17 protein-coding genes and 1 pseudogene are annotated in these 22,897 nt (G+C 50.8%); 8 read left to right on the top strand and 10 right to left on the bottom strand.

Annotation, left to right across the window (positions count from 1 at the left end):
- Positions 1-21 precede the first annotated feature (21 nt).
- The 6 genes from B5X72_RS14615 to B5X72_RS14640 are packed head-to-tail and all read right to left on the bottom strand — an operon-like array spanning position 22 to position 5,817.
- Positions 22-888 carry an LpxL/LpxP family acyltransferase gene (locus B5X72_RS14615; RefSeq protein WP_079717649.1) on the bottom strand — a complete coding sequence of 289 codons (867 nt, stop codon included), beginning with the start codon at positions 886-888 and terminating at the stop codon, positions 22-24.
- Between the two features lie 9 nt (positions 889-897).
- Positions 898-1,149, bottom strand: a complete 252-nt coding sequence (locus B5X72_RS14620) for an acyl carrier protein (RefSeq protein WP_079717650.1) — start codon at positions 1,147-1,149, stop codon at positions 898-900.
- 15 nt (positions 1,150-1,164) lie between these two features.
- The gene (locus tag B5X72_RS14625; protein ID WP_079717693.1) at positions 1,165-2,382 is read right to left on the bottom strand and encodes a beta-ketoacyl-[acyl-carrier-protein] synthase family protein; all 1,218 of its coding nucleotides are present in this window, start codon (positions 2,380-2,382) and stop codon (positions 1,165-1,167) included.
- A gap of 13 nt (positions 2,383-2,395) precedes the next feature.
- The gene (gene fabG, locus B5X72_RS14630; protein ID WP_079717651.1) at positions 2,396-3,136 is read right to left on the bottom strand and encodes a flexirubin biosynthesis SDR family reductase FlxB; all 741 of its coding nucleotides are present in this window, start codon (positions 3,134-3,136) and stop codon (positions 2,396-2,398) included.
- Between the two features lie 5 nt (positions 3,137-3,141).
- Positions 3,142-4,272, bottom strand: a complete 1,131-nt coding sequence (locus B5X72_RS14635) for a WG repeat-containing protein (RefSeq protein WP_079717652.1) — start codon at positions 4,270-4,272, stop codon at positions 3,142-3,144.
- A 12-nt stretch (positions 4,273-4,284) separates the two neighbouring features.
- The gene (locus B5X72_RS14640; protein ID WP_079717653.1) at positions 4,285-5,817 is read right to left on the bottom strand and encodes a flexirubin biosynthesis tyrosine ammonia-lyase FlxA; all 1,533 of its coding nucleotides are present in this window, start codon (positions 5,815-5,817) and stop codon (positions 4,285-4,287) included.
- A gap of 413 nt (positions 5,818-6,230) precedes the next feature.
- Between B5X72_RS14640 and B5X72_RS14645 the strand changes: the two genes are divergently transcribed.
- Genes B5X72_RS14645 through B5X72_RS14655 form a run of 3 tightly spaced genes read left to right on the top strand, consistent with a single transcriptional unit; the run spans position 6,231 to position 10,507 of the window.
- Positions 6,231-7,454, top strand: a complete 1,224-nt coding sequence (locus tag B5X72_RS14645) for an NAD(P)/FAD-dependent oxidoreductase (protein ID WP_079717654.1) — start codon at positions 6,231-6,233, stop codon at positions 7,452-7,454.
- 56 nt (positions 7,455-7,510) lie between these two features.
- Positions 7,511-9,211: a C45 family peptidase gene (locus B5X72_RS14650; protein WP_079717694.1), complete on the top strand. Its 1,701-nt coding sequence runs from the start codon at positions 7,511-7,513 to the stop codon at positions 9,209-9,211.
- On the top strand, positions 9,212-10,507 hold the full coding sequence (locus B5X72_RS14655; RefSeq protein WP_079717655.1) for a flexirubin biosynthesis putative acyl-CoA ligase FlxY: 1,296 nt from the start codon (positions 9,212-9,214) through the stop codon (positions 10,505-10,507).
- On the opposite strand, the gene B5X72_RS14660 is transcribed toward B5X72_RS14655, so the two are convergent.
- Both B5X72_RS14660 and B5X72_RS14665 read right to left on the bottom strand, forming a co-directional pair.
- A complete protein-coding gene (locus B5X72_RS14660) occupies positions 10,495-11,547 on the bottom strand; it encodes a threonine aldolase family protein (protein ID WP_079717656.1) in 1,053 nt (350 codons plus the stop codon). The two genes, B5X72_RS14655 and B5X72_RS14660, sit on opposite strands and share 13 nt — an antisense overlap.
- A gap of 16 nt (positions 11,548-11,563) precedes the next feature.
- Positions 11,564-12,343 carry an MBL fold metallo-hydrolase gene (locus B5X72_RS14665; protein WP_079717657.1) on the bottom strand — a complete coding sequence of 260 codons (780 nt, stop codon included), beginning with the start codon at positions 12,341-12,343 and terminating at the stop codon, positions 11,564-11,566.
- A 204-nt stretch (positions 12,344-12,547) separates the two neighbouring features.
- On the opposite strand from B5X72_RS14665, the gene recJ reads away from it, so the two are divergent.
- The 4 genes from recJ to der are packed head-to-tail and all read left to right on the top strand — an operon-like array spanning position 12,548 to position 17,911.
- On the top strand, positions 12,548-14,248 hold the full coding sequence (gene recJ / locus B5X72_RS14670) for a single-stranded-DNA-specific exonuclease RecJ (protein ID WP_079717658.1): 1,701 nt from the start codon (positions 12,548-12,550) through the stop codon (positions 14,246-14,248).
- Between the two features lie 59 nt (positions 14,249-14,307).
- Positions 14,308-15,042 (top strand): LPS export ABC transporter ATP-binding protein, encoded by a 735-nt coding sequence (lptB, locus tag B5X72_RS14675; RefSeq protein WP_079717659.1) that lies wholly within the window; start codon positions 14,308-14,310, stop codon positions 15,040-15,042.
- Between the two features lie 2 nt (positions 15,043-15,044).
- Entirely contained in the window at positions 15,045-16,556 is a 1,512-nt protein-coding gene (locus B5X72_RS14680) for a GH3 auxin-responsive promoter family protein (protein ID WP_079717660.1), read from the top strand.
- Between the two features lie 53 nt (positions 16,557-16,609).
- Complete coding sequence (gene der / locus B5X72_RS14685) at positions 16,610-17,911, top strand: ribosome biogenesis GTPase Der (protein ID WP_079717661.1); 1,302 nt, start codon at positions 16,610-16,612, stop codon at positions 17,909-17,911.
- Between the two features lie 15 nt (positions 17,912-17,926).
- Here der and B5X72_RS14690 read toward each other — a convergent pair.
- Together B5X72_RS14690 and B5X72_RS14695 are read right to left on the bottom strand one after the other, a co-directional pair.
- A pseudogene (locus tag B5X72_RS14690) lies at positions 17,927-18,331 on the bottom strand (glycosyl hydrolase 53 family protein); the annotation flags it as partial.
- A 59-nt stretch (positions 18,332-18,390) separates the two neighbouring features.
- Positions 18,391-21,177, bottom strand: coding sequence for a substrate-binding domain-containing protein (locus B5X72_RS14695; protein WP_079717662.1), 2,787 nt, complete (start codon positions 21,175-21,177; stop codon positions 18,391-18,393).
- Between the two features lie 361 nt (positions 21,178-21,538).
- Here B5X72_RS14695 and B5X72_RS14700 point away from each other — a divergent pair, with 361 nt between their 5' ends.
- On the top strand, positions 21,539-22,867 hold the full coding sequence (locus B5X72_RS14700) for a sugar porter family MFS transporter (RefSeq protein ID WP_079717663.1): 1,329 nt from the start codon (positions 21,539-21,541) through the stop codon (positions 22,865-22,867).
- Positions 22,868-22,897: the final 30 nt, after the last annotated feature.

Here is a 22,897-nt window from a genome sequence, read left to right on the forward strand (position 1 = left end):
ACTCCCGTCACTGATCACCTGCTAAGCTTTCCAAAAATCATAATAATTAAACCATTGCAACGGATATTTTGTCAAGATTTGTTCGATACTTTGCGTATAGGCTTGGAGTAACGATTTTGCATCGCGGTGGTCAAACACGGCTTTTCGCGCATAAAGGTGGTAATGCTTGCGACGTTCGCGCATCACATAAACGAAAAGCACCGGTGTGCTTAGCCGTGAGCTGATGAGAAAAGGACCTGCCGGAAAACGGGCCGGCTGGCCGAGCAAGTCAGCCGTCAACGTCTTCGTGCCACCTACGAAGCGGTCGCCGGTGAAGCATATGATACCCTTCTCGCCGATGACCCGGTTGATTTCAAAGACGTGCGACAGATCGTCCTTGACCACGATAAATCCCGTTTTCGGTTTGGCCATGATGCTGGCGAGGTAAGATTTGATGGCCCGTTGTTCCTCATCGGTGGTGACCAGGTGTATTTGCTTGTCAAATTCGCCCATGAAATGCTGCGACACTTCAAAATTACCCACATGGGCGCTGATGAGTATACCAGCGCTGTTGTTTTTTGCCAACTGGCGGATGTGGTCAATTCCGTCAAACTCGTAGGTATATTTGTGGGCCAGACCGGCAGTGATGGCTACCTTGTCGATGATGGTTTGGCCGAAGACAAAATAATTGCGGTAGGTGTTGATGAGGCTTTGCAGCCGGCTTTGCTGGCGACGGGTGCGGAAGTAGCGGTAAATGGCGCTGGTCTGCTGACGGGAAAATAAGAAGTAATACAAGGAAACAAATACCAGCAGAAGATAGGCTACGTTTATCCCTGCATGGTTAATGAGGAAAATAAATACTTTGTATCCGGAAACCGTTCCCCTTGACTTTCCTTCCCATTCAGCCATTGGATATGATTAGGCGATGGCGTGCAGCTTACTGCCAATTAAATCATATAGGTCGTTAAACGTGTTGACGTCAGTAAAGTCCTTGCTCTCCAGCTTGATGCCGAAATTCGATTCGATGATGACTACGAGGTCTACATAATCCAAACTGTCTAAATCGAGCGAATCCTTCAGATTTGCCTCGGCTTGGACCACTTCAGTGTCCACTTCAAATTCTTCAACTAAAAACTTATTCGTAATGTCGATTATCTCGTCCCTACTCATGACTATGCTGCGCTATTACAGTTTTTTTACAATCAATGCGGAGTTTGTCCCGCCAAATCCAAAAGAATTTGACAAAAATACATTAAATTTTTGGTTTATGGTATTTTTTACCAAACTCAGGTCTTTGGCTGTTTCGTCTACTTCCTCCAGGTTGATGTTGGGTGCAATAAAGCCATGCTGTGCCATGAGCAGTGAATAGACGACTTCACTTGTCCCCGCCATCCAGCATTCGTGGCCGGTCATGGATTTCGTGGAGCTGACATACGGGCCGGCGCCAAATAGCTGCGCCAGCGCCCGCGCTTCATTGGCATCGCCCATGGGCGTGGATGTGGCATGGGCGTTGATGTATTCGATGTCGGCAGGAGCGAGGCCCGCCTGGCGGAGTGCCATTTCCATGGCGCGTGTGGGGCCTTCCACATTCGGGGTGGAAATGTGTTCGCCGTTGGAAGAAAAACCATAACTCAGCACTTCCGCCAAGATGGGAGCGCCACGCCGCACGGCCGACTCATATTCTTCCAGGATGATGGTAGCCGCGCCCCCGCCCGGCACCAAGCCGTTGCGGCCTTTGTCAAACGGGCGGGAAGCCTTTGTCGGTTCATCTTCCCGGTCGGAAAATACCCCCAGCCCGTCAAAGCTGGCCATCGCATATTTGTTGGTTTCCTGGGCGCCGCCGCAAATGATGCAGTCTTGCAATCCTTGTTTGATAAACAGGTAGGCCAGCCCGATGGCATGCGAACCGCTCGCACAGGCTGCGCTGATGGTCATGTTGATGCCCCGGATGCGGTAAATAGTGGCCAGGTTCATGGTCACCGATGAGTTCATCGACTTAAAGATGGCGCCTGACCCGACTAACGTGGTATCTTTCTTTTGGCGTACGATGTCGATAGACTCCATGACAGCCTGGGATACGCTGTCATTGCCATAGACCAACCCTACGATGTGTTCATCGAAAAAACCCTCGCCGACACCGGCGTTTTGCAGGGCTTCCCGTGTCGCTACGAACGCGTATTCGCTTTCCTCGCCCATGCTGATACGTTGCCTGCGCGAAAGGATTTTGGTCAGGTCGGGCTTTTCCACCGAGCCCGTTAAGGCAGACCGGTAGCCGAAGTCCTTGCGCTCCGGCGAAAAGACAATGCCAGAACGTCCGTGGTATAGGGAGTCCTTCACTTCAGCCAGGTTCTTGCCCAGTGAAGAATAGATGCCCATTCCGGTGATGACGACGCGTCTTTGCATGGCTGTACGTATTTTAGGAATAGATCCCACCATTGATATTGATCACCTCGCCCGTTATGTAAGCAGCCTTTTTCGAGGCCAGGAAACAAACGAGATCGGCCACTTCTTCGGCCTTTCCAAACCGGTTTAAAGGTATTAATTTTTTAAGTTCCTTTTCATCCAGCTTGTTGGTCATATCTGTTTCGATGAAGCCGGGCGCCACGGCATTGACCGTCACATTGCGCTTGGCCACTTCCTGTGCAAGCGCTTTTGTGGCCCCGATAAGACCTGCTTTGGCAGCCGAATAATTGGTCTGCCCCGGCGTGCCTTTTACGCCCGATACCGAGACGATGTTGATAATTCGGCCATAGCGATGCCGCAGCAGATCCTGCATCAACGGTTTCGTCACATGGTAAAAGCCATTCAGGCTGGTATGGATGACGTTGCTCCAATCGTCATGTTCCATCCACAGGAACAGGCCGTCGCGCGTGATACCGGCATTGTTGACGATGACCTCAATGAGGCTTTCGGGGTGCCGATCTTTCCAGTCGGCCAACTGCGCGTGCGTTTCTGCCTGGTCGCTGACATCAAAGCGTAGCAATTCGGCTTCGCCCCCGCCAGCGATGATGATGTCTCTCGTTTCCTCCGCAGCCGCCAGGTTAGACTGGTAGTTGATCAGCACCGGATACTTCAATTCGCTGGCCAACGCGATGCAGATTGCCCGGCCGATGCCACGGGATCCTCCGGTTACCAGCGCATATGTTTTAACCGCCATTAATTTTAATTTGCTTTTTCGAAAGGTTCCGCATTGTCAAACCATTCATTGCCCAACACCTGTCCGTTGGTGTCGATAAAGCCCCATTTGCCTTTGTGTTTTACGCGGGCTAAGCCGTTGATGAATCCTTTCTCGTCGCCACTGGTTAAGAAGCCAATCAGCGCCACCGAAATGCCGTATTCGGCAGGGATGACCAGCTGACCGGAGGTGTTGATGAAGCCCCATTCTTTGCCCACTTTAACCGGGGCGAGGCCATCGGTGCTGAAAATCTCGGCATCGGGATATTGGGGCTGGATCACCAAATCGCCCTGAGCATTGATATACCCCCACTTCTTGTCTACGTATACCGGCGCTAAGCCATTCCGGAACGCCCGCGCTTTATCGAACTGCGGTTCGATAACCCATTCGCCTTGTTGGTTGATAAAGCCCAGCTTGCCGTTTTTACGCGCATAGGTCAGCGGTTCATCGCCAAGAAAAGCCCATACCTTGTCGGCACCGAGCACAGGCATGAACGTCCCATCTTTGCCAATGAGGCCGAGGGTAGCGCCATCATGGGCGATGGCGATCCCGTTGTCCGAGATGTCTATTTCATCATAGCGGGCCGCCACCACGGGGGAGCCCTTGGTGTCAATGACACCCCACTTATCGCCTAGCCGTACTTTGGCGAGCCCATGCTTAAAGGGCCTGATTTCCGTATACGTAGGTTTCAATACAACCTTGCCCTTATTGTCCATCAGGCCTACCAAATCGCCCGACCGGAGGAAAGCTACGCCCTCGCTGAAATCATAAAGCTTGTCAGAGGCAGGCATATCGACGACGGTGCCCGATTTGTCAATGTACTGCCATTGCTTGTCCTTCGATACGATGGCCAGACCACTGTTGAATGCTTTAGCATTGTCAAACTGCGGTTCGATGGCCATTTCTCCCCGGGCATTGATGTATCCCCATTTCCCGTTGACCGAGACAGCCGCAAGACCGTCGGAAAATGATTCCGCTTTGTCGTATTGAGGCGCAATGGCCAGTTGGCCGTTGGTATCGATGTACCCGATTTTTTTGTTCTTTTTGATCAGTGCCAGCTCTTGTGCGTGGCAGAGGCAGACGGCTAATGCCAGCAGGCAGGTGAATAGCGATTTCATGACATAAATGTTTTAGTGAATGGCATCATGTGCTTTGATGTAATCTTTTATCCTTGCTAAGTATGGCGACAAAGTGATATCCTCTTTAAAGGTAGGTACAATTGACCGGATTTCTACATAAACTTTCCCACTTTTTGTTGAAAGCTTGTCCCTGCATTCCAGCGCATCTACGGCTTGGACCAGTGTGACCAACTGGATGGCCAGTACCTCATACGCATTGTCAATCACCTTTTTGGTGAGCCATGCCGCATTGGTGCCCATACTGACGATATCTTGGTTGTCCTTGTTGTTGGGGATGCTGTGCGTGTATATCGGCGTGGCCAAGGTCTGGTTTTCCGCCGTTGTAGAGGTCGCCGTGAATTGTGCCCCCTGCATGCCGAAGTTGAGTCCCAGCTTACCGAGATTGACGAAAGAGGGCAGGATTTCATTCAGCGAGGCGTTGAGTAAGTAATTCAGCTGCCTTTCCATCAGCATCGTCAGCTTGGCAATGGCAATCCGCAGTTTGTCCATTTCGAAAGCAATGTAATCGCCGTGGAAATTGCCGCCGTGGAATACATTTTCCGATGCGATGTCAACGATGGGATTGTCGTTTGCCGAATTGACTTCCTCGATAAGCGTGGTGGTGCAATGTTGCAGTGCGTCCCATATAGGGCCGAGAATTTGCGGTACGCAGCGTATGGAGTAATATTCCTGCAATTTATCTTTGAAAATCGATTCCTCTACGCGGCGATTATACAGGTGTTCGTGGCGTTTGCGGACGAGTTTGCTATCGGAGATGACGTCGCGCATGAGTGCGGCCACCTGCCGCTGGCCGGGATGTTTCTTGGTGCCGTTGAGCGTTTCCGAGAGGTGATCGTCATAAGCCCTGACCAGTTCGTTTATCCACGCCGAACACATGATCGACCAGTGCAGCAAACGTTTTGCGTAGATCGCATTGACGATGCCAATACCGGTCATTACCGAGGTGCCGTTGATCAGTGCAAGTCCTTCACGGATGTGGATTTGCATCGGTTCGAGCCCTTCGCTGGCCAGTGCTTGCGCAGCAGGTGTTTCGTTGCCGCGATAGTATACATTTCCCTCGCCAATCATATTCAGCGCGAGGTGGGCAAGCTGTACCAGATCGCCACTGGCGCCTACACCGCCGTGCTGATAGATGACGGGCAGGATATCACGGTTCAGCATTTCCTTCATCAATGCGACTGCGTTGAGGTGCACGCCCGAATAGCCTAATGACAAGGTGTGCAGGCGCGCCAACAGGACGGATTTTGCATAGCGCGGCTCCAGTATATCGCCCATGCCCGTAGCATGGCTCCGGATAAGGTTGTATTGCAATTGGATTTGGTCAGCCTCGGCTATGCGGTACTGGGCCATCGGACCAAATCCTGTATTGACGCCGTAAATAATCTTATCCTTGGCGAAGTTTTTAAGAAAATGGTGGCTTTCGTTTATCCTGTCCGATGTGCTTTGGGGCAAATTGATTTTCTGGTTTTCGAAGAGCACCGCATAAAAATCGGCCAATGCTATCGGGTTCGTCAGTTCTGTCATTTAATTAGGAAATACATCACATTAAAGTGGTTGCAAACTTAGATAAATTGGTTTTGATATCCAACAGTCCCGAGCATAAGCAAGGCAACATCAGGGCGGCACCCCGTCGACACCCCGGATGGAGACACTTTCTTGACTAAAACGGATATAAATTTTAACCAGACTGTAGAAGTTATTTAAGATATATCATACATTTTTCTATAATCCATCGCGTTTTTATCGTATTAAATACGATGAAAATACGATGAGCTTACGATAAAAATACGATAAACTGTAAAATGATATCGAATTCAGTTTAGGTATTGAGGAAAGTTAAAAGTGCGAACAGCCTCTAAGCAGGGTGGAGGCGGCTAATAAACCTTTGCTTTTATAGGCAACTTTGGCTAAGTTTGGCGCGTCCATTCGCTATTTACATGATTTCAGAACACGTTGATGTTTTAGTTATTGGGGCAGGTCCTTCGGGGGCCGTGGCAGCTTCAATCTTGCACCAGAAGGGCATTAAAGTCAAAGTCGTCGAACGGGAGCATTTTCCGCGCTTTGTCATCGGCGAAAGCTTGATACCCCGCTGCATGGATCATTTCGATGAGGCTGGTTTTATCGAGGCCGTCGAAGCCAAGGGGTTTGAAAAGAAATTTGGCGCCCGTTTTTTACGCGGCGAGGATGTCTGTTGGTTTGATTTCAGCCAGAAATTTTCCGCTGGGTGGGATTGGACATGGCAACTGCCGCGTGCCGAATTTGACAAGACGCTTACCGATGTCCTGCAACAGCGCGGCGTTGACATCGCCTTTGGTACAACCGTCGAAAATGTGGTGTTTGATGGCACCGATTCGTTGACCACGGTGCATGATGAGCAGGGCAATCGGAAAGCGATCCATGCCCGGTACCTTATCGATGCCAGCGGCTACGGGCGCGTGTTGCCGCGCCTGCTGGACTTGGATAGCCCGTCCTCCTTTGCGCCCATGGCGGCCACGTTCGTGCATGTCAATGACGTCCGCCGGCCGGAAGGTATTGAAAGCACGCGTATCACCTTTGATGTGCTGGAGCAGCGGGTGTGGTTTTGGGTTATTCCCTTTTCCGATGGCCGGACATCGCTGGGGCTGGTATGCCCTAAGGAACATCTTGAGACCATCCGCCAATCCGATAATAGGGCGACCTTCCAGCACATCATCCAGCAATCTGACCATTACCGCCGGCGATTTGAGGGCTTGGACTTTCTTTTCGAACCTAAGCAGATCGTCTCGTACGCCAAGGCCGTAAAAAAATTATATGGCGATGGTTTTGCCCTTACCGGCAACAGCGCCGAGTTTCTGGATCCGGTCTTTTCCTCGGGAGTCTGTTTTGCCACCGAATCGGGGGCATTGGCGGCGAAGTTGGCCGCGCGCCAATTAGCCGGCGAAACGGTGGATTGGGAGCATGAGTATGAAGAACACATGCTGTGGGGCGTCAATGTATTCCGTTCGTATATACGAGATTGGTACTCGGGAGATTTGCAGAAATTTTTCTTCCACAAGGAGGTCAATGAAGACGTGCGCCGCAAAGTATGTTCGGTGTTGGCCGGCTATGTGTGGGATAAGGAAAACCCGTTTGTGAAGAAACACGACCGAGCGGTCAAAGCCGTGACCCATTTGTTGCCGTAAGCGGTGAGCTGTATGCACTAAGCGTGCAGCCTAAGGCCCAAAAGAGAAGTATCCAGATGGCAAAACCGATTCCATATCAACGATGTATTGTTATTGGATGTTGCTTGGCGTTGGCGGCGGCTTCATGCGCTGGCGTCAAGCAGTTGCCTGATGTTGCGGCGTACCGCAGTGAAGTCGGGTGCCGCGAAGAATCTTCGCCGGATTTTTATGTGATGCCGCAGGGCAAGCTTCGCAGAAACGGCCAGGGCATATGGGAACTTTATGTGTCGGGCAACGCCTTGGAGCGCGGGCTGACCAATGGCCTACTCACCAGGGAACTCCTCCACCAGCAGGAAACAGCATTTGTTTCGCAGGTGCAGGAACTGGTGCCGTCGCGGTTTCGCCAACGCTTGCTGCGCGGTTTCCTTGGCTTCTTCAACCGGCAACTGGCCGACCATGTGCCCGAGGAGTACCAGGTGGAGATTTACGGCCTTTCGCGCTCAGCATCGGATACGTTCAACTTCATCGCGCCGCCTTACCAGCGCTTGCTGTATTTCCACGGCGCCCATGATATCGGGCATGCCTTGCAAGATCTGGCGTTGGTAGGATGCACTTCGTTTGCTGCATGGGGGCAGCGTACCGCAGACGGAAAGTTGCTGATTGGCCGCAACTTTGATTTTTATGCGGGCGACGAGTTTGCCAAGGAAAAGATGGTCGCGTTTATCCGGCCCGACAGTGGGTTCAATCACGCCATGGTTACCTGGGCCGGTATGGTGGGGGCGGTTTCGGGGATGAACGAAAAAGGGCTTACGGTGACCATCAATGCCGGAAAATCGGATATGCCCCTGAAAGCTAAGACGCCCATTTCGTTGCTGACAAGGGAAATCCTGCAGTACGCAGCCACCATTGACGAGGCCATCCGCATTGCCAGCAGGCGGCAGGTTTTCGTGTCCGAATCCATTCTTGTAGCGAGCGCTGCCGACGGGATGGCGGTACTCATTGAGGTATCGCCAAAGAAGTTTGGCGTATTTGAGCTGGAAAATGGCGAAGACCTGCTGGTCTGTGCCAACCATTTCCAAAGTGAGCCTTATCAATCGGATAAGAACAACCTACGGCAGTTGGCCGAAAGCCATTCGAAGTATCGTTTTGACCGCATGCGCGAGCTGGCCGCAACAGCACCGCCACTTACACCATCCTCGGCAGCTGCGATACTGCGCAACCGCGAAGGAAAGGAGGGGATAGCCCTGGGCAACGGCAATGAAAAAGCCATTAACCAACTGCTTGCCCATCATGGTGTCATCTTCCAGCCGGCCGATCGCTTGATGTGGGTGTCGGCCAACCCCTATCAGCTGGGCGAGTTTGTGGCATACCAGTTGGACGATGTGTTCCGGCGGGCATCGTCGACAGCCAAGGACACCGCCTGGGCGACCAATCACCTGAACATTCCGGAAGACCCTTTTGTGCGTTCAGCCGAATTTCGGGATTATCAGGCTTTCCGGGTGCAGGCTGGTGAATTGGAGGCCGCCGTCGCGGCCGGCGCATCGGTGCCTGACAAGGCGCTGGACGAGTTGTTACGGCTCAACCCAGAGTTCTGGAAGGCCAATTTCCTGGTCGGTGAGTATTATTTCGGGCGAAGGCAGTATGCCGAGGCACTGCGTTATTTTCGGCTGGCGGCCAGTAAGGAAGTGACCACCGCACCCGACAGGCGGTTGATTGAAAAGCGGATTAAAAAAAGTGAACGTGCGATAGGCATCAAGCAGCCTAAATTAAAACGATAGATGATACCCATATTAGCAATAGAAAAGGCCGACAGGCAAACCATTAAACGGTTCCAGGAGGAACGGTTACGGGAAACGGTGGACTATCTGCGGCGCCATTCCCGTTATTATCAGCGGCTGTTCAGTGACCACGGTATCGCGTGGGATGCTATTCGTACATTGGAAGATTTGGAACGGGTACCGGTCACCACCAAGGACGACCTGCATCGTCACAACCCATTGTTCCGTTGCGTGGCCGCTGCGCAGGTTGCCGACTATGTGACCACTTCGGGCACTTCCGGTGATCCGGTTCTGCTGGCGCTTACCGATGCCGACCTTGATCGGCTGGCATACAACGAAAGCTTGTCCTATCAGTGCATGGGCATGGCCCGCGGCGAAACCATTCAGCTTACCACCACCATCGATCGGCGCTTTATGGCGGGCTTGGCATACTTCCTCGGTGCACGCAAAGCAGGAATAGGTATCGTGCGGGTGGGGTCGGGCGTGCCCGAGCTGCAATGGGATACCATTGGGCGTGTACAGCCGGACGTGATCGTCTGTGTGCCTTCTTTCCTTCTTAAGCTGATTGAATATGCGGAAGCCAACGGCATCGATGTCAACAGGAGCAGCGTCAAAAAAGCACTTTGCATCGGTGAGCCGTTACGCACCTCCGATTTTGCGTTCAACCCGCTTGCGGAACGCATCCGAAGCAAATGGGATATCCAATTGTTTTCCACGTATGCGTCTACCGAAATGGCCACGGCCTTTACGGAATGCGAATACGGCGTTGGTGGGCACCACCATCCGGAATTGATCATCACGGAATTCCTGGACGATGATAACCGGCCCGTGCCCGAAGGCGAGCCGGGCGAGCTGGTGATTACCACGCTGGGCGTGTCAGGGATGCCGCTGCTCCGCTTCAAGACCGGCGATATTGTGCAGCCGCATCATGAGCCATGCGCCTGCGGCCGTACCACCATGCGGCTCGGGCCGGTCATCGGACGTAAAAACCAGATGGTCAAATACAAAGGTACGACGCTCTATCCTCCGGCGTTATTTGACCTGCTTAACGGCGTGGAGGAGGTAGAAAATTACGTCATTGAAATCTCGTCTGATGAATTTGGCGAAGATGAAATCACCGTGAAGGTGGGTACCGCCGCCGTCTCGGACGAACTTATGCTGCGGATCAAAGACCGATTCCGCGCCAAGCTGCGCGTCAGCCCCAAGATTATGTTCGTCGCCATCGAAGAAATCAATCGCATCAAGTTCCCCGAAAATTCGCGGAAGAGCATCACCTTTATTGACTATCGCCGGTGATTGGACGTCAGCAGCTCCAAGTCACTGATAAATCGGTCGCATACCGTTTTTGGCGTAGCCCATGAGGTGACCAGGCGTATCACCGTGTGTCCGTTCGCTATCTGTTCCCAGCGATGGAATAAGTAGTTTTTTGCCAGCTCATCGACGACGAGATCGGGCAGTATCGGAAACAACTGGTTGGACGCGGGAATTACCCGAAACGTATAGCCGAGCTTTTCTATGGCCGGCACCATGGAAAGTGCACACGCATTGGCATGGGCGGCGAGGTCGAAGATGAGATTGTCGCGAAACAACTCGCGGAATTGCAGGCCCAGTACCCTTCCCTTGGCAAGCATCGCGCCTTTTTGCTTAAGGTAGTGCTTAAACCCTGTTTTGAGTTCAGGATGTGTGATGACGATGGCTTCGCCCAGCAAAGCGCCGTTTTTTGTGCCGCCGATATAAAAAGCGTCTGTCAGTTCAGCCACATCCTGCAAGGTCAAATCGTTGCCCGGCGCAGTAAGTGCCGCAGGGAGGCGGGCGCCATCGAGGTAGAGGTACCAACCCTGTTCACGGCAAAACGCAGACAGCGCCGTCAATTCTGCCTTACTATATACCGTGCCCAATTCCGTCGTATTGGAAATATAGACCATTCTGGGCTGTGTACTGCCCACGACATTGAGTTGGGCCAGCAGTGGCGAGAGGTGCGCCACGTCCAATTTGCCGTCGGCCGTGCTGATGGCCTCTACCCGATGTCCGGAAGCTTCGATAGCGCCCCCTTCGTGGCCATTGATGTGCCCGGTTTGTGCCGATATGACCGACTCATATGAGCGCAGCGCCGCCGCAATGACGATGAGGTTGGCCTGCGTACCACCCGAAACGAAGTGGATGTCGGCATCCTGGTCGGGGATAAGCTGCTTAATCAGGTCTTTCGCCTCGATGGAGTAGTCGTCATGGCCATAGCCGATCTGTTGCGATAAGGAGGTTTCCTGAAGTGCCTTTAAGATCTGGGGATGGCATCCCTCGCTGTAGTCATCCCTGAAATAGTAACGGTATGGGTTCATTGTTGTTTGTCGTTTGCTAATCGGCGGCCTCCACCAGCCGGTAGCCGCCGTTTTCTTTTTGCTGAGGCCGGCCGATGGCAATGTTGGTGGAGTGGTACATCAAAAAAATCCACCCTTCCTTACTTCCCTGCTCCCAATATTGCTGGCGCAGCCCCATGGATTTGCGGCCGTCATAGTCGTATTTTGCTGCAAACTGCCGGAAAAACTGCTCCGGCTCGGGAGCTTCGTCGCCTCCGAAAAAGTAATGCTCGCCACCGGTACGGATATGAAAAACCTGGTGATGGGGTGTATGGCCGCCCGATACTTCGTAACTGATTTCGTTGTTCAGCACACCGTCGCCCGCAACGAGCAGCAAATTGCCGCTGCGTTGCAGCACATCAAAGATTTCGGTCCGGTACGAATCGGATTTGCCGCTGTAAGCATCCTCCCATTCACCTTCCTGTATGACATACTCGGCATCGGGAAAGGCCAGCCTGAATGTTCCATCCTGTTCCATGGCCATTCCGCTTGCATGGTCTTTATGGAGGTGCGACAGCAGCACGTACCGTACGTCACCGGGGTCAAAGCCGGCCTTTCGGATGTTGTCATGGAGTTGCAGGCCGCCATCGGCATTGACATGGCCGATGCCAGTATCGAGCAGCAGCAATCCGTTTGCCGATTCGATTAAAAATGGATGTACATGGATAAACAGCGACCCCGGACGGTCTTTCTTACTGTCTTTGCTTGCGTCAAATGGAATGAATTTTTTGGACGAATCTACGGAAAATGAACCTTCGAATAAGGAATGTGCTTGCATGTTTTTATCTTTACCCCTTCGTAGTGTACAAACTTAGCTAAATTTGCCTTGTTTGCAAATTATTCATACGTGCATGCTTCATCAGGCATTCATGAGCGCTGCGCAGTTTATTCGCCGCGGTCTGCCTTCATTGGTGCCCATGAATGCTGCGCAATTACCGATCGCTCCTTTGCCATGGAGAGACAGCTTTTATAGAGGAAACATATGCAGAAAAAGTGGGCAATTGCTTCTTGCAGCAACCGGGCAGCATCGCAGAGACTCCGCGAGGAGTTGGGCATCAGTGCGGTATTGGCTGATTTGCTGGCCAATCGGGGAGTCGCGCATTTTGAAGATGCCCGGCGGTTTTTCCGTCCGGATCTGTCCCTGTTGCATGATCCCTTTCTGATGCGTGATATGGATAAGGCCATCGCCCGCATCGAGCAGGCCATCGGGAATAAGGAGAAGGTACTTATCTATGGCGACTACGATGTAGATGGCACCACGGCCGTGGCCGTGGTGTACAGCTTTTTCCGGCAATTTCATTCGCGGTTGGAGTTTTATCTGCCTGATCGCTATGCCGAAGGGTATGGGATATCATTTCAGGGTATCGATTACGCGGCCGAAAATGGCTTCACGCTTATCATTGCGTTGGATTGTGGCATTAAGGCATTGGATAAGGTCGCTTATGCGCGCGAAAAGGGTATCGACTTTATTATCGGAGACCACCATCTTCCCGGGCCACTTCTTCCCGAGGCGGTGGCCGTGCTTGATCCCAAACGTTCGGATTGCCCGTATCCTTACAAAGAGTTGCCCGGATGCGGTATCGGCTTCAAGATTATCCAGGCCTTCATCCAGAAAAACAACATGGACATCAACCAGTGTTACCAGTACCTGGATCTGGTTGCGGTTGGCATCGCTTCAGACATCGTACCCATTACCGGTGAAAACCGGATACTAACCTACTTTGGCCTTCAGAAACTCAACAGCAATCCCTGTTGCGGGCTGCAATCGTTGATTGATCTGTCTACCCATCGGAGCGGCCATTTTACCGTCAACGACATTATTTTCCAGATCGGGCCGCGCATCAACGCCGCCGGTCGGATAGATCACGCCAAAGACGCGGTGAAACTACTGATCAGTAAGTCCCTGCAGGAAGCGGCCGTTTACAGTAGCAGCATCGATGAGCAAAATTCGCAGCGGAAGGATTTCGATTTGCGCATCACGGAGGAGGCGCTTGCCATTATCGATGGCGATGAGGTGCTGCAACAACGGAAATCTACCGTGGTTTTTCGGCCCGATTGGCACAAAGGGGTCATCGGCATCGTGGCCACGCGCTTGACCGAAAAGTACTACCGGCCTACCGTAGTGCTTACACAGACGAATGGCCACGTGTCCGGCTCGGCACGCTCGGTGGTGGGATTCGACCTCTACGAGGCACTGAACGCCTGCAGCGACTTGCTTGACCAGTTCGGCGGGCATAAGTATGCCGCCGGACTCACCATGAAACCAGAAAATATCGCACAGTTCGAACAGCGTTTTGAGGAAGTTGTGGCAGCGAGCATCCTGCCCGGTATGCTCCAGCGGGAGATGCTCATTGATGCAATCCTGGAGCTATCGGATATTGATGCCAAATTTTTCCGTATTTTGCGGCAATTCGAGCCATTTGGCCCGCAGAATGAGGCGCCGCTTTTCGTGAGTAAAAAAGTGCAGGCCTGCGGACCTGCCATGGTGGTGGGGGGAAGCCACTTGAAGATGTCCATCAGGCAGAAGAATACGGCAGTGTTTGACTGTATCGGATTTGGATTGGGTGCATACGCCGAAGCCATCAACACGGGCAGGCCGTTTGATGTCTGCTATGCGGTTGAAGAGAACGTATGGCGCGATAAACGAAGTATCCAATTGAATGTGAAAGACATCCGGATTTAGCTATTACGATTATAGATTTACATTGACTTAAAATCATCGCCGGAAGGGCAATTTGAGCTATGATATTAAAAGCAGAAAACCTCATTAAGAAATACCGGCAGCGGACGGTAGTCAATGACGTCTCTTTTGAGGTTGCTCAGGGGGAGATTGTGGGCCTGCTCGGTCCAAACGGAGCGGGTAAAACCACATCGTTTTACATGATTGTGGGGCTTATCAAACCCAACGATGGGCATGTATACCTGGATGGCGAAGAGATTACCGAAGATCCGATGTATCGCAGGGCGCAAAAGGGCATCGGTTACCTGGCGCAGGAAGCTTCGGTATTTCGCAAGCTGTCCGTAGAAGACAACATCATGGCGGTGTTGGAGATCCACCATAAAGACAAAGCGGCGCGTAAGGACCGACTGGAAGAACTACTGGCCGAATTCAGCCTCAATAGGGTCCGTAAAAACCGCGGCGACCTGCTTTCCGGTGGTGAGCGCCGCCGCACCGAGATCGCCCGGGCGCTGGCTGCCAATCCAAATTTCATCCTATTGGATGAACCGTTTGCCGGCGTAGACCCTATCGCAGTGGAAGAAATACAGACCATTGTTTCCAAGCTCAAGCACCGCAACATCGGCATTTTGATCACCGATCACAATGTGCAGGAGACGCTGTCCATCACCGATCGCGCTTATCTGCTCACCGAAGGTAAAATCATGCTGGCGGGTACACCGGAAGAAATAGCCGTCAATGAGATGGCCCGGAAATTTTACCTGGGCCGCAATTTTGAGCTGCGAAGGAAAAAACTTTAACCATGGCCTTTATCAATTCGATATTCACCTGGATCATGAAAAAGCGTATCCACCAGATCGAGCTTTTCATGAAATATCCGCATGAAGTGCAGGATGAATGGTTCCAAAGCCTCATCGCCACTGCCGAAGCCACCGAGTGGGGCAAAAAATACGATTACAGTTCTATTCTGACGCCCGAGACGTATAAGGAACGAGTTCCGATACAGGACTATAACAGCCTGAAGCCCTATATCGACCGCATGATCAAGGGCGAGCAGAATATCCTGTGGCCTTCCGACGTGAAGTGGTTTGCCAAGTCGTCGGGAACCACGGCCGATCGCAGCAAATTTATCCCGGTGAGCGAGGAGGCCCTGGAAGACTGCCATTTCCAGGGCGGCAAGGACATGCTGACGGTATACTGCCACAACCGGCCGGATACGAAAATCCTGACGGGCAAAGGGGTGGTATTGGGCGGCAGCTCGCAGATCAATAGCTTCAATTCCGATTCGTACTACGGCGATCTTTCTTCCATCCTTATCCGAAACCTGCCCTTTTGGGCGGAGTTTCACCGGACACCGGACGTCGAGACCACATTAAACCCCAATTTTGAAGAAAAAATTGAGAATGTCGCCCAGATAACGATCCATGAAAATGTCACAAACCTGTCGGGCGTGCCCACCTGGAATGTCGTGCTGGCCAAGCGCATCCTTGAAATCACAGGCAAAGACAACCTATTGGAAGTGTGGCCGAACCTGGAGTTCTACAGCCACGGGGGCGTGAGCTTCAAACCCTACCGCGAGCAGTTCAAGAAACTCATCCCTTCGGATACGATGTATTACCTGGAAAATTATAACGCTTCAGAAGGTTACTTCGCGCTGCAAGACCAATCGGATTCGGAGGATTTATTGCTGATGCTCGACTATGGGATTTATTATGAATTCCTTCCCATGGAAAATCTATTTGAAGAGCACCCCAAAACGCTGGCCCTTCATGAAGTGGAACTGGGCAAAAATTATGCGCTCATTATATCGACCAATGCGGGGTTGTGGCGTTACATGCTGGGCGATACCGTCAAGTTTGTCAGTTTGCATCCCTATCGGATACAGATTACGGGCCGTACGAAGCAATACATCAACACGTTCGGCGAAGAGGTCATCGTGGACAATGCCGATGATGCGCTGAACGAGGCATGTAAAGAGACCGGTGCCTCCATTCGCGACTATACGGCGGGACCGGTCTACTTCAGGGAAGGCGAGGCCGGCGCACACGAGTGGATTATCGAATTTGAAGAGCAACCCGATGATTTCGATAAATTCTGCAAGGTGCTTGACACCACCTTACGGGCGGTCAACTCAGACTACGATGCCAAGCGGTTCAATGATCTGGCATTGCGTTTCCCCATTATTCACCGCGCACCTGATGGCACATTCTACCGGTGGATGAAATCGCGTGGGAAGCTTGGCGGGCAGAATAAAGTGCCCCGCCTGGCCAATGAACGTACTTATATCGATGATATCCTGAAGCTGCTGCGGTAGCGCCAGAGAAAAATTATTGGACTCCCGTTCCTTATCCGTAACTTTGTAGCCTTATGGCAAATATTATTGCAATTGTAGGACGGCCTAACGTTGGAAAATCCACCCTTTATAACCGCTTAACGGAAAGCCGCAAGGCTATCGTGGATGATTTCAGCGGCGTGACGCGCGACCGCCATTACGGACAGGGTGAGTGGATCGGTAAAAAATTCACGGTTGTCGATACCGGCGGTTATGTGCACGGGTCTGACGACGTATTTGAGTCGGCTATACGGGAGCAAGTGCTCATCGCCATCGAAGAGGCATCGGTCATTCTGTTTATGGTGGATGTGACCACAGGCATTACGGATTTGGATGATGCCATAGCCGACGTCCTGAGGCGCAGCAAAAAGCCGGTATTTGTGGTGGTCAACAAAGTAGACCATCCGCTTTTGCAGCAGGAGGCGACCATTTTCTACAGCTTCGGGCTGGGCGAGATTTATCCGGTTTCTTCCATCACCGGATCAGGAACCGGCGAACTGCTGGACGAAGTGGTGACGCATTTCCAGCAGGAGGAGGCCGAGGAAGACGAACGTCCGAAATATACCATCGTCGGCAGGCCCAACGTGGGCAAGTCGTCGCTTATCAATGCCTTAGTGGGGAAGGAGCGCAACATCGTGACGCCCATCGCAGGCACCACGCGTGATTCCATCCGCATCCATTATAACCAGTACGGGCACGATTTTGTGCTTATTGACACGGCCGGATTGCGGCGCAAAACCAAGGTAAAGGAAAATATCGAGTTTTACTCCGTGATGCGTACCATCAAGGCTCTTGAAGAATCGGACGTTGTCATCCTCATGCTGGATGCCACGGAAGGCATCGAAGCGCAGGATATCAATATTTTCCACTTGGCCGAAAAGAACCGTAAGGGCGTGGTCATCCTGGTCAACAAATGGGACCTGATCGATAAGAACAACAAGACCACCAAAGTGTTCGAAGAGCTCATCCGGGAGAAAATAGCCCCGTTTACAGACGTACCCATTATCTTTACTTCGGTAACCGAAAAGCAACGGATTTTCAAAGCCATCGAAGCCGCTTCCAACGTTTATCAAAACAAGGTCAAGAAAATACCAACCTCGAAGCTGAACGATGTGATGTTGCCCATTATTGAGAACTATCCACCTCCAGCCATCAAAGGCAAATACATCAAAATCAAGTATGCCACGCAAATCGCCGGCAAGTCACCGATGTTTGCCTTTTTCTGTAACTTGCCTCAATATATCAAAGAGCCTTACAAGCGCTTCGTCGAAAATAAGCTGCGTGAACATTTCGATTTTGAAGGCGTTCCCGTACAGGTGTATTTCCGGCAGAAATAAATGGAAGCGAATACGCTATCCGCTATCGGTTCCGAAAGAACTGGTCGTAAGGTCTACCAAAAAAGCATCCAGTGCCTTTGTAGGCCGGCCATCGTCGCCCCAAGCGCTTAGTGGATACCTGCTCCAGCTCCGGGCGCCCTGCGGTTCCCAGTAGATTACCCCAAGCCCTTTCCCGTTGGGCACTTCCTTTACTTTCTGCTGTACAGCCACCAGCATGTCGTAAGTGTTTTGGGCTTGATTGTCCTCGCCACCCACTTCGACAACCATCACTTCCTTTCCATAGCGTTTTGAGATGTTATTCATGTTGGCTGCCAGATCGTCTATGGATAACGTATAATCCGGCTTACCCTCCAGCCACCAGGGATAATACGACAATCCGATCACATCGTACTTAGCGCCGTGCTTACGGGCATTATCAAACCAATTACGAAGCGTGCGCCCTAGTTGGAGGCAACCCTACATCGCCGAAAAGAGGCTGCTTATCGCAAGGCAGCGACGCCTTTCTTTTTGAATAAGGACGGCGACACGCCATACTTATTTTTGAAAGCCGTCGAAAAATAAGCTGGGGAAGAAAAACCTGTCTGGTAGGCAACATTATTGACCTGTACACCCTTTTGAAGCAACACCTTCGCTTTGCGAAGGCGACGTGAGGAAATGTAGTCATTGATACTACAATCAAGCAATGACTTTACTTTTCGATATAGCTGAATGCGAGATACAGCGAGTAACTCACAAAGATAGTCAACGTTCATTTCACTGTTAGCGATATTTTCTTCGACCAGGGCAGCGAGTTCGTTAAGGAACCGCCGATCTTCAGGTGATATTTTGGAAACCGGCCGGAGCTCGACAACATCACTGCTAAAGCGACGATGAAGAATTTTCCGATTATCTATCAAGTTGTTTGCCAAGCTTAGTAGGTGATCCATCTTGAAGGGTTTGGTCATGTACGCGTCCGCCAATGAGTCCAGCCCGGCCAGTTTTTGCTCGTCTGAATCCCTCGCCGTCAGGAGAATGACGGGAATATGCGCCGTGCGGACGTCGGCTTTGAGTTTTCTGACCATTTCGGTCCCCAACTCACCGGGCGGCATCAAGACATCCGAAATGATTAAGTCGGGAACTTGGCGGTGAGCTTGTTCCAATCCTTCCCTAGCATTGGAAGCTGTATACACCACATAGGATCCGGATAGTTTTTTTGACAGGAAGTTGAGCAATCCTTCGTGGTCATCAATGATCAGGATGGAATATTCCCTGATTGGAAGGTCTGAAGCCAATTCTTCTTCCTTTTCTTCGCTTGATTCGTTTTCCAGCACTGCAAAGATTTTGTCGCTCTCCAGCATTGCCTGTTCGTGCTCATTGACCGGTGTATAGTCTTTTTCCTCTTCCTGAAAAGCATGGTCATCCACGGGCAAATTGATGATCACCGTGGTGCCCACATTGACTTGGCTATTTACGGTAATCGTTCCGTGGTGCAACTCGACGATCTCCTTGCACAGCGCCAGCCCGATTCCCGAACCGTTGGCATGGTGCCCGCTGCGGAAGAAAGGGTCAAAGATATGATTGATGTCATGAGGCGAAATCCCATATCCTTCATCGCAGAGTTGAATTTGGATATGCCCTGATTTATCGGCCGGGGAGACAATTTTCATCACGATACTGGCCTTTTCAGGTGTGAATTTAAATGCATTGGATAAGAGGTTATATAGCACCTTTTCCATTAAATCCCGATCAAACCACAACTCCGCATCCTGCACATGGCTTTCAAGGCGCAGGTTGATGCTCTTCTTCTTTGCCAGCGGGCGGAAAGCTTGGACAATATTGTTACAAAAAACCACTAGGTTTTGCTTTCGGACCTTTACTATTACATTTTCATACCCAACCCGCCGCAAATCAATTAATTGCGATACCAAATGCTCCAATGTCAGGGTATTCTTTTTGATCAACGTCAATGAACGACGGGTTTCTTCCGACAACCTCGCGTTCTTGATTAATTCTTCTAAAGACACCAGCATCAGCGATAACGGGGTTTTGAACTCGTGCGAGATGTTGGTAAAAAAATTGATTTTAGCCTCTGTAGCTTCTTCTACTTGGCGGGTCATCGCCATAATTTGTTCTTGCTGCCCAAGAATCTCGTTGTTTTGGGTTTCCAGGGTCTTGTTTTTTTCCCAATTTGCCTTCAGCGCGTAAAACGAGATGCCGGCAAATACAACAGCCAATACGAGGCTGACCACAAGCACATGGAGGGCGCGTTGCTGATTGGAGAAAATCTTCTGTTGTGTGGCGTACAGGGCTTGCTGGTGGTCGATATCACGCTGTTGACTGATAATCTTGTCGGTCTGTAAACGCATGAGTTCAACGTTGCTTGAATCAACCACCAGGGTGTTAAGGATATTGTCTCGCTGATAGGCATCGCCGTTTAGGATAGCCATTGCGGTACGCACGGACTCCTTTCCCCCCGTGGGATACAACATGGATGCATACAGGATATTTTCGGAAACGAATTGCATCCCGTTGTTCTCTCCAGGAAGGGCGTCCACACCCATGATTTTTGCTGAATAAAAAGGTGTTTCTTCTGAAAGGGCTTGATGGACACCGAGCGCCATTTGATCATTGTACGCAAATATCGCATCCGAAGAAAGAAGCTGAGCCCGTTTTTCGCGGGCGCCCTCTTTTGCTTTGTCGATTAACCACTGTCCATTGATTTTCTCGACAACCTGTATTTTTGGATAAGCTGCAAGCGCCGTATGGAAGCCTTTCTGGCGTTCGATCGTTGCCGAAGATCCCGGTAGTCCCGTGACTTCGCTGATCCGTCCTTTGTGCCGCAGTTGATTGGCAAGGTATTGGCCCGCCATATAGCCGATCTTATAATTATCCGCCCCGACATACGCATGGTACAATCCCGAGGAGGTCTTGCGATCGGTGACGACAATTGGCGTGCCGCTCCTGAAAATCTCGTCAATAATGGGCGTAAGTGGTTCCGCTTCATTGGGCGATACGATGATGATATCCGGGGCAAGCTTTATTAATTCGTGAAGTTGAAGGATTTGTTTTTCACTGCTGTTTTCTGCGTCGCGATAAATAAAGTCAACATTGGAATGGAACGAGAGTTCCCGTTTCATTTCTTCCAACATGGTCTTTCGCCAAGCGTCATCGCCCACGCATTGGGAAAACGCAATGGTTACTCGAGGCTTGTTGTCCTGCATGAAGCAAGACTGCAACCCCAGTGCCACCAACAAACAACACCAAATCCCTAGCTTGCTATATGTCATGGTTTATAAATTTTTGACGAATCGGCAAAGTCCACCGTACACGTTCGTGTACGGCATCGAGGTAGCGCCTTAAAATTTCGTCAGGCAAATTTAACGAAAAAAGAACCAAGGCTTAAAAAAGGTTAACCTAGCGGCCTAAGAACAACCAAACAAGTGTAATAATTTTTAAATTTCATGATACGATTTCTAAAATTATTTCTGACATAAAAGAATACTTATTTGATTTTCAATCAATTGTGTTTTGATACAAAAACAAACAAAAATGAACGAAATTTTTATCCAAACGTTGATTTCAAGCTTCAATTTTGTTCCCGTTGAGATAACCAATTTAGACATCAAATTTAAGTGCTATTTTTAGAATATGACAAAAAACAACATAACAGCGTGGTCTTTTGTAGTAGCCCTTGGGGGGTTTCTATTCGGCTTTGACACAGCCGTCATTTCCGGAGCCGAAAGGGCTGTACAAGTTTACTGGAACCTGTCCGAGGTGGAGCACGGCGTTACGATGGCTATCGCGTTATTGGGAACAGTCGTTGGGGCATTGATGGGGGCATATCCGTCTGATAAGCTGGGGCGCAAGCGGACACTGTTTATTATAGCCGCCTTATATTTCTTTTCCGCCATTGGTACTGCATTGGCCTTTGACTGGCATATATTTATAGTTTTTCGGTTTTTCGGAGGTATTGGTGTAGGCGTGTCTTCGGTCACAGCGCCTATTTATATTTCAGAAATCGCCCCGCCCGATCGGCGCGGTAAGCTGGTCGGTTTATTCCAATTCAATGTGGTGTTGGGTATCCTCATGTCTTATCTTTCCAATTACCTGATCGGTCAAGGGGGGGAACATTCCTGGCGGTGGATGCTGGGGGTACAAGCGTTTCCCGCTGCCCTATTTTATGTGCTTATCCATTTTGTACCCGAGAGTCCGCGCTGGCTGCTGCTTTACCGCCAAAACCGAGACGCGGCTATTCACGTACTGAAACGTATTAATCCGCAAAACTACCTGAAAGACATGGAATCGATCTTGGCGTCGGTTCAAGTTGGGCGAATGGATATGGCAGCAGATCCGCTATTCAGCAAAAAATACCGTTTACCGGTGATGTTAGCGATTCTTTTTGCCGTTTTTAATCAGGTGTCGGGGATCAATGCCATCATCTACTACGCTCCCCGCGTGTTTGAGATGGCGGGATTAGGCGCTCAGAGTTCGTTGTTGTCCACCGTGGGAATCGGTTTGGTCAATTTTACGTTTACCTTGATTGCTATCAATTTTATTGATAAAATCGGTCGGCGCAGACTGATGCTTATCGGGTCATTCGGGTTGATCGCCGCTTTGGGACTGGTGTCTCACTCGTTTTACTCTGCCGAACCTGATGGTATTGCGGTGACCATTTACTTGATGGTGTACATCGCGTTTTTTGCGTTTTCACAAGGCGCAGTGATTTGGGTATTTATTTCGGAGATATTTCCCAATGAAGTCAGGGCCAAAGGGCAGACCTTGGGTAGTTTGACCCACTGGGTAATGGCTGCCGTCATTACATTCTTTTTCCCAATGTTGGCTGAGCGCCTGGGCGGTGGAGATACGTTTCTGATTTTCACAGGATTTATGGTGTTGCAGTTGTTGTTTGTATGGAAGGTCATGCCCGAAACAAAAGGGAAATCACTGGAGCAGATTGGCGGGAATATGATGCATTAATTAAAGGAAAGCGAATATTATTAACCATAG

Origin of the sequence: Parapedobacter luteus (assembly GCF_900168055.1) — a bacterium.
GTDB lineage: Bacteria > Bacteroidota > Bacteroidia > Sphingobacteriales > Sphingobacteriaceae > Parapedobacter > Parapedobacter luteus.

Coding starts and splice junctions, on each gene's coding strand:
- B5X72_RS14645 (WP_079717654.1), top strand. CDS start 6,231: ATGATTTCAGAACACGTTGATGTTTTAGTTATTGGGGCAGGTCCTTCG.
- B5X72_RS14615 (WP_079717649.1), bottom strand. CDS start 888: ATGGCTGAATGGGAAGGAAAGTCAAGGGGAACGGTTTCCGGATACAAA.
- B5X72_RS14620 (WP_079717650.1), bottom strand. CDS start 1,149: ATGAGTAGGGACGAGATAATCGACATTACGAATAAGTTTTTAGTTGAA.
- B5X72_RS14700 (WP_079717663.1), top strand. CDS start 21,539: ATGACAAAAAACAACATAACAGCGTGGTCTTTTGTAGTAGCCCTTGGG.
- B5X72_RS14625 (WP_079717693.1), bottom strand. CDS start 2,382: ATGCAAAGACGCGTCGTCATCACCGGAATGGGCATCTATTCTTCACTG.
- B5X72_RS14665 (WP_079717657.1), bottom strand. CDS start 12,343: ATGCAAGCACATTCCTTATTCGAAGGTTCATTTTCCGTAGATTCGTCC.
- fabG (WP_079717651.1), bottom strand. CDS start 3,136: ATGGCGGTTAAAACATATGCGCTGGTAACCGGAGGATCCCGTGGCATC.
- recJ (WP_079717658.1), top strand. CDS start 12,548: ATGCAGAAAAAGTGGGCAATTGCTTCTTGCAGCAACCGGGCAGCATCG.
- B5X72_RS14695 (WP_079717662.1), bottom strand. CDS start 21,177: ATGACATATAGCAAGCTAGGGATTTGGTGTTGTTTGTTGGTGGCACTG.
- lptB (WP_079717659.1), top strand. CDS start 14,308: ATGATATTAAAAGCAGAAAACCTCATTAAGAAATACCGGCAGCGGACG.
- der (WP_079717661.1), top strand. CDS start 16,610: ATGGCAAATATTATTGCAATTGTAGGACGGCCTAACGTTGGAAAATCC.
- B5X72_RS14680 (WP_079717660.1), top strand. CDS start 15,045: ATGGCCTTTATCAATTCGATATTCACCTGGATCATGAAAAAGCGTATC.
- B5X72_RS14655 (WP_079717655.1), top strand. CDS start 9,212: ATGATACCCATATTAGCAATAGAAAAGGCCGACAGGCAAACCATTAAA.
- B5X72_RS14660 (WP_079717656.1), bottom strand. CDS start 11,547: ATGAACCCATACCGTTACTATTTCAGGGATGACTACAGCGAGGGATGC.
- B5X72_RS14650 (WP_079717694.1), top strand. CDS start 7,511: ATGGCAAAACCGATTCCATATCAACGATGTATTGTTATTGGATGTTGC.
- B5X72_RS14635 (WP_079717652.1), bottom strand. CDS start 4,272: ATGAAATCGCTATTCACCTGCCTGCTGGCATTAGCCGTCTGCCTCTGC.
- B5X72_RS14640 (WP_079717653.1), bottom strand. CDS start 5,817: ATGACAGAACTGACGAACCCGATAGCATTGGCCGATTTTTATGCGGTG.